Source organism: Cronobacter malonaticus LMG 23826 (assembly GCF_001277215.2).
In the GTDB taxonomy this organism is placed as follows: Bacteria; Pseudomonadota; Gammaproteobacteria; order Enterobacterales; family Enterobacteriaceae; genus Cronobacter; species Cronobacter malonaticus.
The window spans coordinates 1234716-1249444 of sequence record NZ_CP013940.1; the positions used below are offsets into that span (position 1 = coordinate 1234716).

Annotated in this window: 11 protein-coding genes and 1 tRNA gene; 6 read left to right on the top strand and 6 right to left on the bottom strand. The window is 55.7% G+C overall.

The genetic code is table 11. The features are described 5' to 3' along the window. Positions 1 to 2: 2 nt before the first annotated feature. On the bottom strand, positions 3 to 2657 hold the full coding sequence (gene rcsD / locus AFK66_RS05785) for a phosphotransferase RcsD (protein ID WP_032983033.1): 2655 nt from the start codon (positions 2655 to 2657) through the stop codon (positions 3 to 5). An 838-nt stretch (positions 2658 to 3495) separates the two neighbouring features. On the opposite strand from rcsD, the gene AFK66_RS05790 reads away from it, so the two are divergent. The 5 genes from AFK66_RS05790 (at position 3496) to AFK66_RS05810 (ending at position 9254) form a co-directional block, all read left to right on the top strand. After that, positions 3496 to 4620 (top strand): porin OmpC, encoded by a 1125-nt coding sequence (locus AFK66_RS05790; protein ID WP_007776703.1) that lies wholly within the window; start codon positions 3496 to 3498, stop codon positions 4618 to 4620. 96 nt (positions 4621 to 4716) lie between these two features. Beyond that, the gene (gene apbE, locus AFK66_RS05795; protein ID WP_007776701.1) at positions 4717 to 5748 is read left to right on the top strand and encodes an FAD:protein FMN transferase ApbE; all 1032 of its coding nucleotides are present in this window, start codon (positions 4717 to 4719) and stop codon (positions 5746 to 5748) included. Positions 5749 to 5820: 72 nt separating this feature from the next. Then, positions 5821 to 6885 (top strand): bifunctional DNA-binding transcriptional regulator/O6-methylguanine-DNA methyltransferase Ada, encoded by a 1065-nt coding sequence (gene ada, locus AFK66_RS05800; RefSeq protein WP_007776698.1) that lies wholly within the window; start codon positions 5821 to 5823, stop codon positions 6883 to 6885. Beyond that, positions 6885 to 7529 carry a DNA oxidative demethylase AlkB gene (gene alkB / locus AFK66_RS05805; protein ID WP_023898382.1) on the top strand — a complete coding sequence of 215 codons (645 nt, stop codon included), beginning with the start codon at positions 6885 to 6887 and terminating at the stop codon, positions 7527 to 7529. The genes ada and alkB overlap by 1 nt, the downstream gene beginning before the upstream one ends. A 78-nt stretch (positions 7530 to 7607) precedes the next feature. Continuing rightward, positions 7608 to 9254 (top strand): multidrug ABC transporter permease/ATP-binding protein, encoded by a 1647-nt coding sequence (locus AFK66_RS05810; protein ID WP_023898383.1) that lies wholly within the window; start codon positions 7608 to 7610, stop codon positions 9252 to 9254. Between the two features lie 76 nt (positions 9255 to 9330). Here the strand turns inward: AFK66_RS05810 and AFK66_RS05815 are convergent, their stop codons facing one another. The 4 genes from AFK66_RS05815 to AFK66_RS05830 all read right to left on the bottom strand — a co-directional run bounded on the left by AFK66_RS05815 (position 9331) and on the right by AFK66_RS05830 (position 13213). After that, complete coding sequence (locus AFK66_RS05815) at positions 9331 to 10824, bottom strand: SulP family inorganic anion transporter (protein WP_032968153.1); 1494 nt, start codon at positions 10822 to 10824, stop codon at positions 9331 to 9333. 105 nt (positions 10825 to 10929) lie between these two features. Next, a complete protein-coding gene (locus tag AFK66_RS05820; protein WP_007794706.1) occupies positions 10930 to 11142 on the bottom strand; it encodes a KTSC domain-containing protein in 213 nt (70 codons plus the stop codon). 78 nt (positions 11143 to 11220) lie between these two features. Then, positions 11221 to 12132, bottom strand: a complete 912-nt coding sequence (locus tag AFK66_RS05825; protein WP_007774570.1) for a DMT family transporter — start codon at positions 12130 to 12132, stop codon at positions 11221 to 11223. A 61-nt stretch (positions 12133 to 12193) separates the two neighbouring features. Continuing rightward, positions 12194 to 13213 carry an iron-containing redox enzyme family protein gene (locus AFK66_RS05830; RefSeq protein WP_023898384.1) on the bottom strand — a complete coding sequence of 340 codons (1020 nt, stop codon included), beginning with the start codon at positions 13211 to 13213 and terminating at the stop codon, positions 12194 to 12196. A 610-nt stretch (positions 13214 to 13823) separates the two neighbouring features. Here AFK66_RS05830 and AFK66_RS05835 point away from each other — a divergent pair. Continuing rightward, entirely contained in the window at positions 13824 to 14405 is a 582-nt protein-coding gene (locus AFK66_RS05835) for a DUF4142 domain-containing protein (RefSeq protein WP_007776689.1), read from the top strand. Positions 14406 to 14580: 175 nt separating this feature from the next. Here the strand turns inward: AFK66_RS05835 and AFK66_RS05840 are convergent. Continuing rightward, positions 14581 to 14657, bottom strand: a tRNA-Pro gene (locus AFK66_RS05840). Positions 14658 to 14729 lie beyond the last annotated feature (72 nt).

Below are 14729 nucleotides of genomic sequence, written 5' to 3' on the forward strand. Positions count from 1 at the left end.
TGCTACAGCAGGCTCTTGACGTAAACGTCAATGTCGCTGATATATTTTTCTATGGCTGTGGCATCCTTCTCGCGAATAAGATGCTCCAGTGTTTCACATAACTGTTTGCCGGGAACCAGATTCAGCATGGCGAACACCCCCTTCAGGCGGTGCGCCGTCTGCGCCAGCGCAGCAAAATCGCCGGCGGACGATTCAGTATACAATCTCTGAACATCATCCGGTACCGTATCGACGAACAGCGCATAATAGCCGCTGGCATGAAGCTGCGCATTTTCATCGCCGCCCATTGGTGATTCAGGAATATCTTCCTGCGCCAGTTGCTCTTCAATTAGTTGTAGCACTGCTTCCTGCATCGCGTGACTAATATTAAAGTTGACGCGCAGCTGTCCTGGTCCGATGCGTCGTACGCCGGCCTCATCATCGCTTAAAAGCAGGCCGTTGGCAGTAAGATTAGACGGATTATCAGTCAAAAATATATCGTACTCTTGACTTGATAATCTTTCGTCCGGCGTGATGCAGGACGCGCCCCACTGTTCGAGCTGGCGCACCACCACATTACGGACTTCGTTCGACGTAATATCGATCATCGCGATAACGTCATCCAGCAGGCGCTCGTCGCTCTCTTCAGTCTCCAGCGGCTCTACCGGCATCGTCACATGCAGGGAATAGCGCGTGCCCAGCTCTTTGCGGGCTTTGATATTCAGATGCCCGCCGAGGCGGCGCGCCAGTTGGTTGCACAGATAGAAGGTGAGGCCGTTGGCTTTGCCGAACTGATCGGTGGACGTGCCGTTCAGGAACGGGAAGTGCAGGTTGTCGATTTCGCTGTTGCTGATGCCTTCGCCGGTATCGAGCACGCGGAACAGCAGACGCTCGCGCGCGCCTTCTTCCGCCATAATCTCCAGCGTGATTTTGCCAATCTGCGTGGTGGTGACGGAGTAGTGCAGCAGCATCAGCAGCACTTTGCGCAGCGCCTCGCGATCGCCGTGGCGCTCTTCATTAGCGGCGAGCTGGTTATTAATCAGCAGTTGCAGACCCTTGCGTTTAATAACCGGCAGCACTTCCGGCACCACTTCGTCGATCAACTCCTGAATGGTGAAATCGGTCGGCGTCGGGCGCCAGAAATCCGCTTCCAGCTGGTTCACCAGCTGAATTTCATCCACCAGGCGCGCGATGCGTTCGGCCTGTTCAGCCAGCACCTGGCTTTCCGGTGCCTCAATCAGCGCCGCCTGCTGCGCCAGCTGTTGCGTCGGCTCTTTCAGCGCCGCGCCGATATTCTGCATAAACGCGGAGCGGCCTTGCTGGTTTTTCTCATACAAACGCTGCGCCTGCTTGAGTTTCTTATTCACCAGGATTTCACGATCCTGATCGCGAATAATGAAAATCTGGGTGCGCGGCACGACCTGGCTTCGGAACAACCGGATCTCGTACAGCTCGTTATTGACCGTCGCCTGAATAATGCCCTGATGCTGATCCGCCATTGACGTGATGTTTTGCAGATTCAGATGCGGCAGCAGGTGGTCGGCGATTTTGTTGCTCATGATAGTGCGGCTGGATTCCTGGTCGTGAACCAGCAGCCCCAGCGGCAGCACGCTTAAAATCTCTTCATTCAGCGCGCGCAGCATTTGCAGTTCAGCATTGTTCGCGCTGCTGGTGACGGTTTCCACCGGGCGGCTCGGCTGGTGGCGGAACGTGGTATAGCCAAACAGCGCCAGCGCCAGCAGGCCGATATTGAGCAGCAGCGGCAGCAAGATATTTTGCAGGGTTTCCATCAGCAGAGAGCCGAACGGCACTTCCCAGATGATGCGCAGCTGCGTGCTGGTCAGCGCGGAGGAGATCTCAATGCGGTTGCTGTTGAAATTAATGGTGACGCTGTCCGGATCGTCTTTATTCTGGCCTGTAAGCGCGTTCTGGCTGCTGTCCGGCTCCAGGCGGAAGCTCTCAAGCGGCATGCCTGGCGGGATCAGATCGTTAATCGGCACGTCGAACGCAACCACCGTCGCCAGATGGCCCGGCTGATTAAAGGTGGTGCGCAGCGTGAAGTAATAACCGTTCTGCCAGGCGAGTTTACGTAGCGGGGAGAAACTTTCGCGCTCGTCCAGCGCATTCGCCTGCTGGAGCATCTCGGCGCGGCGCGAATCGGCAATCGCGTTAATGGAATTCTCTTTAAAACCGGAGGAGAGATCTTTTAACGGTAGCGTGGAGACCAGGATCATACTGTTGTCCTGGCCATTCAGATAATACATCGACCACGGTGCGCCTTCCGCGCCCCACAGCGTGTCGAGATAACTCGAAATGCGCTGTGTCATATCGAGCGTCGAGCTGTCGTGCGAGCCGAAAATCAGCGCTTCGGTTTTACGGTGCGGTTTTTCCAGATAATAGACGTCCTGGCGCAGACGCGTTTCCTGTAACCCTTCGCCGTTCTGGCCTGCGGCGCTGGCGCCGATGTTGTCATAAATCTGCCAGGTGGCGTAACGGTAGGTGTCGACCCGTTTATGCAGCGCGTGGGAGATATCGACTATCTGGTAGCTCTTGTCTTTCAGCCAGGCGTTGACGGCGCTCTGGACCATCACGCCCATCGTCACCAGCAACACCACAATCAGTAAAAGGAAGAAACGGGTAATACTGCCCGGCATAAGGGAAAATTTATTGGGGATCATTGCGTCTGGCTGACTCATTATTGTGCGTAATCCACCGGCCTGCGCCGTGTAAAGAATAAAGAACCGTGCTGCGCCGGCGGCAGCTATCCATTTTTTTGCCTTCTTGTCCTGCAACGTCGCGGTGAAGCCAGCGCGCGACGCCCGTAGCACAGGGCTTGTCGGGGGCGACAACTGTCGTTTTAACAGTATCGCAAACAATGAAGTATAAAGCGAAACGTATGATTTACCAGATGGTGAGAACGGTCTGAAACTGCGCCATAAGCGGCGGCTGGTCAGGCTGAGGCGGAGGGATTTTATAGCCTTTTAATGAGGAATGATAATTCGCAGGCGAACAAAATAACGACAATGTGATTAATTAATAGTCGTTAACTTTACGCTAATTTACCCTGAAATAGTTGAAACTGAAATTTCAGGTAAAAAAATGCCGGATGCGAGCATCCGGCGGTAATAGGGGTAAAACGAACATTCAGATCTGAATGACGGTAATAAATAAAGTTAATGATGATAGCGGGATTAATTCTAGTGGACTCTTCTTATTTGGTTTTGGCATTCAGTGCGGTAAATAATCTGAATGGTTAAGTGTTTGATTTAAATGATTAAAATAAGTTTTCTTGATAATTAGTGCGAATATATTTAGCGATTAGTGCGGAAAAAAGTTCCCTTTCATTAATGATTTCTTACATTTTGTAGGCATTATGAAACACCTAAAAAGTTTTCGTATCATAATCCTGTTGGATTATTCGGCTCCGGTTTCGGACAATGGATTCGCCCACTGGTTCCCTGAATTAGTGAGCAGTGGCAATAATAATATAAAGGCATATAACAGAGGGTTAATATAATGAAAGTTAAAGTTCTCTCCCTGCTGGTCCCGGCTCTGCTGGTCGCAGGCAGTGTACATGCGGCAGAAATTTATAATAAAAATGGCAACAAATTAGACCTGTTCGGTAAAGTTGACGCCGAGCACTACTTCTCTGATAACAACAGCGACGATGGTGATAAGACCTACATGCGTATCGGCTTCAAAGGCGAAACGCAGGTAAACGATCAGATCACCGGTTACGGCCAGTGGGAATATCAGATTCAGGGCAATACTGCTGAAAGTGATAATAAATCCTGGACCCGTGTGGCGTTCGCTGGTCTGAAATTCGGTGACGCAGGTTCTTTCGATTACGGTCGTAACTACGGCGTTATCTACGACGTGACCTCCTGGACCGACGTGCTGCCGGAATTCGGCGGCGACACCTACGGCGCGGACAACTTCCTGCAGTCTCGTGCAACTGGCGTAGCTACCTATCGCAACACTGACTTCTTCGGTCTGGTTGACGGCCTGAACTTTGCCCTGCAGTACCAGGGTAAAAACGGCAGCACCAAAGGTGAAGATGACAACGGTCGCGGTGTTCTTAATCAGAACGGCGACGGCTATGGTATGTCTCTGACCTACGATCTGGGCGAAGGCTTCAGCGTGGGTGGTGCGATGGCGACTTCCAAACGTACCTATGATCAGAACAACCTGGCGGGTATTTATGGCGAAGGCGACCACGCGGAAGTTTACTCCGGCGGCCTGAAATACGACGCGAACAACATCTACCTGGCGGCGCAGTACTCCCAGACCTACAACGCGACCCGTTTCGGTTCTGATTCCGACTCAAATGCTTACGGCTTCGCTGACAAAGCGCAGAACTTCGAAGTGGTTGCACAGTACCAGTTCGACTTCGGCCTGCGTCCGTCCGTGGCTTACCTGCAGTCCCGCGGTAAAGACATCGCCAACAAAACCACTGGCGAATCTTTCGGCGACCAGGATCTGCTGAAATATGTTGATGTTGGCGCGACTTACTACTTCAACAAAAACATGTCCACCTTCGTGGATTACAAAATCAACCTGCTGGATGACAACAAATTCACCCGTCAGGCTGGTATCGGCACGGATGACGTCGTAGCGGTAGGCCTGGTTTACCAGTTCTAATCCCCGACCTGATGTGCAAAAGGAGCCTGCGGGCTCCTTTTTTTATGTCTGAAGAAAATAGGGTAACCTGTCGCCGCCGTTACAGAGGAGAAACGCGTGAAATTACTGGCTTTACGAACCCTGCTGCTGACTGCTGTCTTGATGGTTGCAGGTTGTGACACCGCTCCGCAGGCGCTGGTGCTGGAAGGCAAAACGATGGGGACGTCGTGGCGCGTCAGTCTGGCGGACGTTGATGCGGCGCGCGCAAGCGAACTGCGTGAAAAAATCCAGGCGCGCCTCGACGCCGACGACCGGCTCCTTTCCACCTGGAAAGACGACTCCGCGCTGATGCGCTTTAACCACGCCCGCACCACGGCGCCCTGGCCGGTGGACGAGGCGATGGCGGATATCGTCACCGAATCGCTGCGCGTCGGCGCGAAAACCGATAACGCGATGGATATCACCATCGGGCCGCTGGTTAACCTGTGGGGCTTCGGGCCGGATAAACAGCCGGTGAAAACGCCGGATCAGGCGCAGATTGACGCGGCCCGCGCGCGTACCGGCCTGTCGCACCTGAAAGTCATCAACGGTTCCGGGCAGCAGTGGCTGCAAAAAGATCTGCCCGACCTCTATGTCGATCTCTCCACCGTCGGCGAAGGTTACGCCGCCGATCATCTGGCGCGCCTGATGGAAGAAGAGGGCATCAGCCGCTATCTGGTATCGGTGGGCGGCGCGCTCGCAAGCCGCGGCATGAACCCCGGCGGGCAGCCGTGGCGCGTGGCTATCCAGAAGCCAACCGATCAGGAAAACGCCGTCCAGGCGGTGGTGGATATTAACGGCCACGGCATCAGCACCTCCGGCAGCTACCGCAACTATTATGAGCTTGACGGCAAACGCCTGTCGCACGTGATCGACCCGGCGACCGGACGGCCCATCACGCATAAGCTGGTCTCAGTGACGGTCATTTCGCCGACGGCGCTGGAAGCAGACGCCTGGGACACCGGCCTGATGGTGCTCGGCCCGGAAAAAGCGAAAGCCGTGGCGCTGCGTGAGAAGCTCGCGGTCTATTTGATCACCCGCGAGGGCGACGGCTTCGCGACCTGGATGTCGCCGCAGTTCGCAAGCTTCATTGAGAAAACCGAAAATTAAAAAGCAAGAAGATGCGTTTTCGCAGGCGGCTGGTCGGGCAAACTCACGCTAACCTGTAAGAAGGAGAGCGCCATGAACGTAGCAGATTTTACCAGCGAACACGCCCGCTGGCAGGCGGTGGAAAACCGCGACGCGCGTGCCGATAACGCTTTTGTGTTTGCGGTAGTGACCACCGGGATTTTCTGTCGCCCGTCGTGCCGGGCGCGCAGGCCGCTTCGCGAAAACGTGCGTTTTTACCCGGATGCCAGCGCCGCCAGCGCGGCAGGCTTTCGCCCCTGCAAACGCTGCCAGCCGGCAGGGCTGCCGCCGCAGGCGCAAAAAGCGCAGCGCATCGCGGCGGCCTGTCGGCTCATGGAGCAGAGCGACACGCCGCTGACGCTGGCAGCACTTGCTGAAAGCGCCACCATGAGCCCGTACCATTTTCACCGTGAATTTAAAGCGGTCACCGGCCTGACGCCGAAAGCCTGGCAACATGCCCTGCGCGCGCAAAAGCTCCAGGCGGCGCTGCGTGGCGGCATGAGCGTTACGGATTCGCTCTGGGAAGCCGGGTTTTCCTCCGACAGCGCGCTCTACCGCGACGCCGACCGCGCGCTCGGCATGCGACCGCGCCAGTACCGGCGTGGCGGCGAAAAAATAGCAATTCGCTACGCCATCACGCCCTGCGAGGCCGGGTTGTGTCTGGTGGCGACCAGCGATCGCGGACTCTGCGCGGTGCTGCTGGCAGATGACGCCGCGGCGCTTGAAGCGGAGCTTGCGACCATTTTCCCTCATGCGGAGCGTCTCGCGCCGGATGAAACCTTTCGCGCGCAGGTGGCGCAGGTCATCGCGTGGCTCGATGCGCCGCAGGGCGAACTGGCGCTGCCGCTCGATTTACGCGGCACCGCGTTTCAGCTGCGCGTCTGGCAGGCGCTACAGTCGGTGCCGCCCGGCAGCACGATCAGCTATCAGGCACTCGCGGAGCGCACCGGCAATCCGCAGGCGGTGCGCGCTGTCGCCAGCGCCTGCGCGGCAAACAAGCTCGCAATTGTCGTACCGTGTCACCGGGTAGTGCGCCGCGACGGGGCGCTCTCCGGCTATCGCTGGGGCGCTGACCGCAAGGCGCGGCTGCTTGCCCGCGAACGTGAACAGGAGAAATAATGCTCGATCTTTTTGCCGATGCCGAACCCTGGCAGGAGCCGCTCGCCGACGGTGCCGTGGTGCTGCGCCGTTTCGCGCTCGCTTCTGCACCGGCGCTGATGGCGGGCATCGAGGCCGTCGCGGCCCGCTCGCCGTTTCGCCATATGGTGACGCCCGGCGGTTATACCATGTCGGTCGCGATGACCAACTGCGGCGAGGTGGGCTGGAGCACCAACCTGAAGGGCTATCTTTACGCCCAGGTCGACCCGCAAACCGGCGCGCCGTGGCCCGCGATGCCGGATGCCTTTCGCACGCTGTGCGACGCGGCCGCGAGCGCGGCGGGCTACCCCGATTTCAGGCCGGACGCCTGTCTTATCAACCGCTACGCGCCCGGCGCGAAACTGTCGCTGCATCAGGATAAAGACGAGCCGGATCTGCGCGCGCCGATTGTATCCGTTTCGCTTGGGCTGCCCGCCGTGTTTCAGTTCGGCGGCCTGAAACGTAACGATCCGCTGAAGCGTCTGTTGCTTGAGCATGGCGATGTGGTGGTGTGGGGCGGGCCGTCGCGGCTTTTTTACCACGGTATACAGCCGCTTAAGCCCGGTCAGCACCCGGCGACCGGAGAATATCGCTACAATCTTACCTTCCGCCAGGCGCGCGGATAAAAATAAGAATTATTCTTGATGTGACCGCGCAGCCGTTTAAACTGCTCGCTGTTTTCACAGCCTGAGTCATGTTTAGTTATGGAACTTCTGCGTCTCGTCTGGCGCCAGTATCGCTGGCCGTTTTCTCTGGTGCTCGCGCTGAGCCTCGCCAGCGCGGCGCTCGGCATCGGGCTTATCGCCTTTATCAATCAGCGCCTGATTGCTACTGTCGATCTGAATGCCTCGGTGCTGCCGGAATTTCTCGGCCTGCTGGTGCTTCTGATGGCGGTGACGCTCGGCTCCCAGCTGGCGCTGACCATGCTCGGCCACCACTTCGTCTACCGGCTGCGCGGTGAGTTTATCAAACGCATTATGGATACGCCGGTCGGACAGATTGAAAAGCTCGGCAGCGCCACGCTGCTGGCGGGGCTGGCAAGTGATGTTCGCAATATTACCGTCGCGTTTGTGCGCCTGCCGGAGCTGGTGCAGGGCGTTATTCTGACGCTTGGCAGCGCCGTCTACCTTGGCTGGCTGTCCGGCAAAATGCTTGTGGTCACCGCGCTGTGGATAGCGGTGACAATGTGGACTGGCTACCTGCTGGTGCAGCGGGTTTATAAGCACCTCGCCACGCTTCGTGAGGTAGAAGACAGCCTGTATGAAGATTTCCAGACCGTGCTGGAAGGGCGCAAAGAGCTGGCGCTCAACCGCGAGCGCGCGGAGTACATCTTCGATAAGATCTACACGCCGGACGCGCAGCGCTACCGCGAACAGATTATCCGCGCCGACACTTTCCATCTGAGCGCCGTTAACTGGTCGAATATCATGATGCTTGGCGTGATTGGCCTGGTATTCTGGATGGCGAACGGGCTTGGCTGGGCGGATACCACCGTCGCGGCTACCTATTCACTGGCGCTGCTCTTTTTGCGCACGCCGCTGCTTGCGGCGATGGGCGCGCTGCCGACGCTGCTCTCCGCTCAGGTGGCGTTTAACAAGCTCAAACAGTTTCAGCTCGCGCCCTATGAGGCTGCGTTTGAACGCCCGGCGCGCAATGACGGCTGGCAGCAGTTGGAATTACGCAGCGTCACCTTTATCTATCACGACGGCAGTTTCAGCGTCGGGCCGATTAATCTCGCTATCAATCGCGGCGAACTGCTGTTCCTGATTGGCGGCAACGGCAGCGGCAAATCGACGCTCGCCATGCTCTTAACCGGGCTGTATGAACCCGCATCCGGCGAAATCCTGATCGACGGCAAACCGCTCGCCGCAGGCGACATGGCCGCATATCGCCAGCATTTCTCGGCGGTATTCACCGATGTCTGGCTGTTTGACAAACTGCTCGGCCCTGGCGGTGAAGAGGCGGACCCGGCGCTGGTGGAAATCTGGCTGCATCGCCTGAAAATGGTCAATAAACTGACGCTTGAGAACGGCAAAATCCTCAACCTGAAACTCTCGAAAGGGCAGAAAAAGCGCGTGGCGCTGCTGCTGGCGCTGGCGGAAGGGCGCGATATCATCCTGCTTGATGAATGGGCCGCCGATCAGGACCCGCATTTCCGCCGCGAGTTTTATCAGGTGCTGCTGCCGCTGATGAAAGAGATGGGCAAAACCGTGTTCGCCATCAGCCATGACGATCACTACTTCATCCATGCCGACCGGCTGCTGGAGATGCGCCAGGGCGTGTTGTCTGAGCTCACCGGCGAAGAGCGCCAGCTCGCGAGCCGCGACGTGCTGGCGCGCACCGGCAGTTAAGCCGCGCACATCAAAAAGGCGGAAACGTTCTTCCGCCTTGCAGAGCCTGAAACCACCGCGCTGACGGTGGTTTTTTTCAGAGCTTGCCGCTCAGCCGCTGGTGGAATTCGTGGCTGCGCATATCCAGCCCTTCAATTTCCACTTTTGCGTTATAGCGCTGATAGTGCGTTTCGATGGCGTCCAGCGCCGCGACGGTCGAAGCGTCCCAGATCTGCGCGTGGGTTAAATCGATAATCACCCGCGCCGGATCGTCGGCGTAGCGGAAATGCTCGTAGAGATCGTTGCTGCTTGCGAAAAACAGCGGGCCGCGCACCCGGTAGCGCACCGCGTTACCGTTATCGATAACCTCGCGCTCGGCGCGCACCACGTGGGCGACACGACGCGCGAAAAGCATCATCGCAAACAGTACGCCGCCCGCGACGCCAATGGCGAGGTTGCCGGTCCAGACGGTGGCGATGACGGTAACGACCATCACCAGCGTTTCAGAGACCGGCATGCGTTTGAGCGTGGCAGGCGCGATGCTGTGCCAGTTCAACGTTTTCGCCGCCACCACCATCATAATGCCCGCCAGCACGACCATCGGGATCTGCGCCATCACGGCGCTCAGCCCGGTCACCATCAGCAACAGCACCAGCGCGGCGGCGATAGTGGAAAAGCGCGAGCGGGCGCGGCCCAGCTCCACATTCACCACAGTCTGGCCGATCATCGCGCAGCCGCCGATGCCGCCATAAAACCCGCTCAGGATATTGGCGACACCCAACCCCCAGCATTCGCGGCGCTTGCTGGACGGCGTGTCGGTGATGTCATCCACCAGACGCGCCGTTAAGAGCGACTCCATCAGCCCGACAAACGCGATGCTCAGCGCGCAGGGCCAGACGATACGCAGAGTGTCCAGGTTAAGCGGCACCAGCAATTGCGTGAAGCCCGGCAGGCCCGGCGTCATCGGGCCTTCATCGCCGACCGTCGGCGGCGTCAGGCCGCACGCCCAGGCGATGACGGTCACCGCGACAATCGCTACCAGCGGCGACGGCACGCTTTTAGTAACGCGCGGCAGAAGAAGCACGATGGCGAGCGTGGCGGCAAACAGCAGCCAGACCATCTGACTCTGCCCCCAGACGTGCGGCACCTGCGCCATAAAAATCAGAATGCCGAGCGCATTCACGAAGCCGGTCATTACCGAGCGCGGGATGTAACGCATCATGCGTGCCAGCCCCAGCAGCCCGAAGAGGATCTGGATAATGCCGCCCAGCACCAGGGCAGGCAGAATGTAGCCAACGCCGTGCTGATGCACCATCGGGCCAATAACCAGCGCCACCGAACCCGCCGCCGCTGTGACCATCGCCGGACGCCCGCCAAGCAGGGACATGCTGAAGCACAGCACAATGGACGCCACCAGGCTTACTTTCGGGTCAACGCCCGCAATGACAGAGAACGAAATCACTTCCGGGATCAGCGCCAGCGCAGTCAGAATGCCCGCCAGCGTTTCGCGCATCAGCAGGCGCGGCGTGCGCAGTACATGCGCGACAGAAAGCTCAGGCACCGCCCGAGCCGCAGTTTGAGTATCAGACATGAGTATTTGCAGGTGTTTTATAATGAGCGCTGCCTTTTGCGGGCAGCAGGGACGGCCGATGGTACAGAGCAAGGCGGCAAAACGCCAGCCTTGTGGCCGCAGCCATCACTCCACGCGCTGGTAAGGAAAGCGGTCCTGAATGGCTTTACGGAAGTAGCGGCCCTTTGATGGCGCGCGCGCCAGCGCGAGCCACACCTGTTCCGGCACGTTCTGGTAGTGATAGACCGCGCCGCTGTGAAAGGCGATCTCCAGCACCCGACGGTCCAGGTCATAGCCGACCGACGCCAGGCTTCTGGAGACGACATCTTCTCGTTGCATACATCCTCGCGGCAAAGGTGAAGTTGCGTTAAGTATAGCGCTCTGCGACGCTCACCCAGCCTTATCGACGCTGCCCGTTTACCGCTCCATCACGCCGGGGCTGACTTTCGGTTCATTGCGGTACGAACAACAGATGATGCCAAACACGATCAGTATCATCGTAATGATGTGATAGCTTCTGAGTTCGTTGCCTAAAAACACAATACCCATAATGCCCCCTGAAACAGGAATGAGGTGGGTATAAATTTCACTGCGCGTGGTGCCTATCAGCGAAACGCCCTTATTCCAGAACACATACGACAGCCAGGAAGGAAAAATAATGAGGTACAGGATGCCAGCGATAACGGTGGGTGAAAATGTATAAATCACGCCGCGATAATCTGGCGCGAATACCGCATGCAGCAGAAACATCGGCAGCAGAATTATCGTACCGATGAGCGAACTGAACGCGACGAAAGACGTGTTTTTCACCGTTTTATCTTTCAGGCGTAAAAACGCGCAGTAAAACGCCCTGCTCAGCGCGGAAATAATCGTTAATACATCACCTAAACCAAAAGTCTTAATATTTCCGCCTGAGCTGGAAAATGCCAGATATAATACCCCGCCCGTACTGGATATCACGCCGATAATGTTGCGTGCCGAAATGCGCTCGTGAAAAATAAAATGGTTAATCAGCAGCACCAGACACGGCGTGCTGGAGATATAAATGGCGGCGTTGAGTGAGGTGGTATATTGCAGCCCGATGTATAAGCTTAATGGAAAACTAACCTGACCCAGAAAAGACAGCAGCGTATTAATGCCGAGGTTTTTCCTGAGCGCGGAGAAATCGACAGAACACCGACGCCAGTAAAGCGCGAGCATCAGCGCGGAGGTAGCTCCCCAGCGAATAAGGCTTAACCCGTAAGGATCCACATACTGAACCAGGATATGCCCAACAACATAATTTCCACCCCAGAAAATCGCGGCAAGCGCGAGCAGTAAATACGCCACAGATTACCTCTTCTTCAGCATAAATAAAAACCCGGAGAACCTGTCCGGGCTGACGTCTTTATCAGAGCGCGAGTAATTTTTGCATGAGTTGATCGTAATACCGCTCGGCGGTTCGCAAGCGTAATAAGCTGCCCAGATAAAACTCTCTGCGGGTGGCCGGGTCGCGATTAGCTATCACATCGATGACGTTATAAAGCCAGTCGTCACCGTGTTTGATATCAATAGTAATATGCTCGGTATAGTACTTCACATCGCGATCGATAAGCCCGAGACGCAGGCAACCATTAACCAGCTTGGTATATTGCGGTGGGTCTAACACCTCCGTCATCGCCATCACGCCTAACAGTTTGTAGTAGTGTTTGCGGTTGACGCAGCCCAGCATAAACGCATTATGGCCGGCGAGCGCTTCCGTGCCGTACATATCAATATAGTGGTTGGTGGGCAGGGTGATATCCTGGCGCGCCAGCACATCTTTATAGAGATTGACGTGCGTGAAGACGTTGTCGCCGTGGCCTGTTTCATCCCACAGATTTTCGCTGATGGTGCCGCGTGTTTCCGGCTGCGAGCCAATCAGGGTGTACGCCACCAGATCAAAGAAAATTAAGTTAAGGGCGCTGTCGCTTTTAAAAAAATAATAAAGCTGTTGGGTGGAAGCGTCCTTTTCAAGAAACTCGAAAAGAGGGTGATGTGATGCATTATGCGTCTGCCAGACTGTCTTTAAATAATCGCCGTAATTCTTCGAGGTATTCACTTCATCAGGAATAACCAGCCCGACAAATTCATGCGCCATCCACTGCTGTTCGATGATGTTTTTTATTTCCAGCACGGCAGAATCGTATTGTCTGGCGGCGGGTGTTGATAAAGGATGAGACAATACGCTCTGATAAATTATAAATAATGTATGTTGAGCTATTTTTTCATCGGCCGCCGAGTGCTCCTGCCTGGCGCGCCGGACGATTTCACCAGGCGTGTGAAGCGCGGGAGAATTATCGCTGTCGCCATTGATATAGGCGAGCAAGCTCTGAGTAAAACCATAACTATCTTCCGTAAATGCGGGTTCAATTCTTTGAAGGTTAAACATGGCAGTTTCCTTGTTTTAGGCGCGTTTATTGTGTGGTTATTTCCGGCCTCCTATTTGTGATGAATGTCACATAAAAAAGGATATATTTTATGAAAAAGCGCGTAAAAAACGGTATGACGATGCGCTGCTCCAGACAAATCTATATTCTCCGGCACCTTGATAGTGATACCTTCATGAAATAATGTATGCCTGAAAAGTAAACAAGGTGGATTATAAAATAAGGAATACAATATCTCTTAACATAATACGATGAGAGATGGTCGAGTAAAGCGCGTTATTTCCCGGGATAATCCAGCTAAACCCTTCCTCCTGATACGTTAAAAAAGAAGTGATGCATCACGTCAGAATAATAGATTTCTGCCAATCGCCGTAAAGGGAAGGCCTGTTTAACGCGTAAACCAGAATATGCCATTACAATTTACACCGCTGCCACGAACTCTTCCGCTTCGTTTATGCTGTCTTCGCTTCGTTTGAGCGCGAAAGACCCTGGCGTAAACGGCTATCTCAAATTGTTATCCTATACTGAACGTTGTAGTTGTCATTTACCTCTGAGGCTGGGCACGGGTTATGACCTTGTATCAGCTTTAATCATGGCCATATGGAGAACACAATGCAGAAGAGTAAAACCCTGAAAGGGCTGCTGGTTGCATCGGCAGTCGCAGCGATGTTCAGCACCGCAGGCGTGCAGGCCGAGACGCCGAAGACCACCACGCAAAATGAAGCCGCAGGCCAGACCACATCGGGTGCGAAACTCGGCGCGGGCGATGAAAAGGCGTTAAAAGACATGGCGCAGGCCAATATCAATGAAGTTGCCGCCGCGAAGATTGCGCTGGAGAAAGCGCAGAACAGCGACGTCAAAGCCTTTGCGCAGAAGATGGTCGACGACCATAGCGCTGCCCTGACAAAAGTCCAGACGGTTGCCCAGCAAAAAGGCGTGACGCTGCCGACGGAGCCGGACGCCAAACACAAAGCCATTGCCGCTAAGCTTGAAAAGGAAAGTGGCGACGCCTTTGACAAAATGTATATGAAGGATGCTGGTACTAAAGATCACAAAATGGTGCTCTCGAAACTGCAAAGCGACGCTAAAAACATCAAAGATCCCGATGTGAAAGCGCTGGCCGATGCGCATACGCCGGTTGTTGAGGAGCACCTGAAATCCGCCGAACAATGGTCGAAGCATTCAGCTAAGTAAACGAGTCACTGAATAAGCACAGGGCTCTGCAACGTGGGATGCCTGTATTCTGAATAGTAAAAAACGCCACGAACACCGTGGCGTTATCGTAGTGATGAATAACTGGGACGTTATCTTCACCCAATTGCAGGCATAAAAAAACCAACCGCAACGGGTTGGTTTTTTTGGGATTTTTTGGTCGGCACGAGAGGATTTGAACCTCCGACCCCTGACACCCCATGACAGTGCGCTACCAGGCTGCGCTACGTGCCGACGTGGAGGCTTATACTACCCGTTTTCACGCTGATTGCAAGCCACGCCAGGCCGAGTGATTTATAAATAATC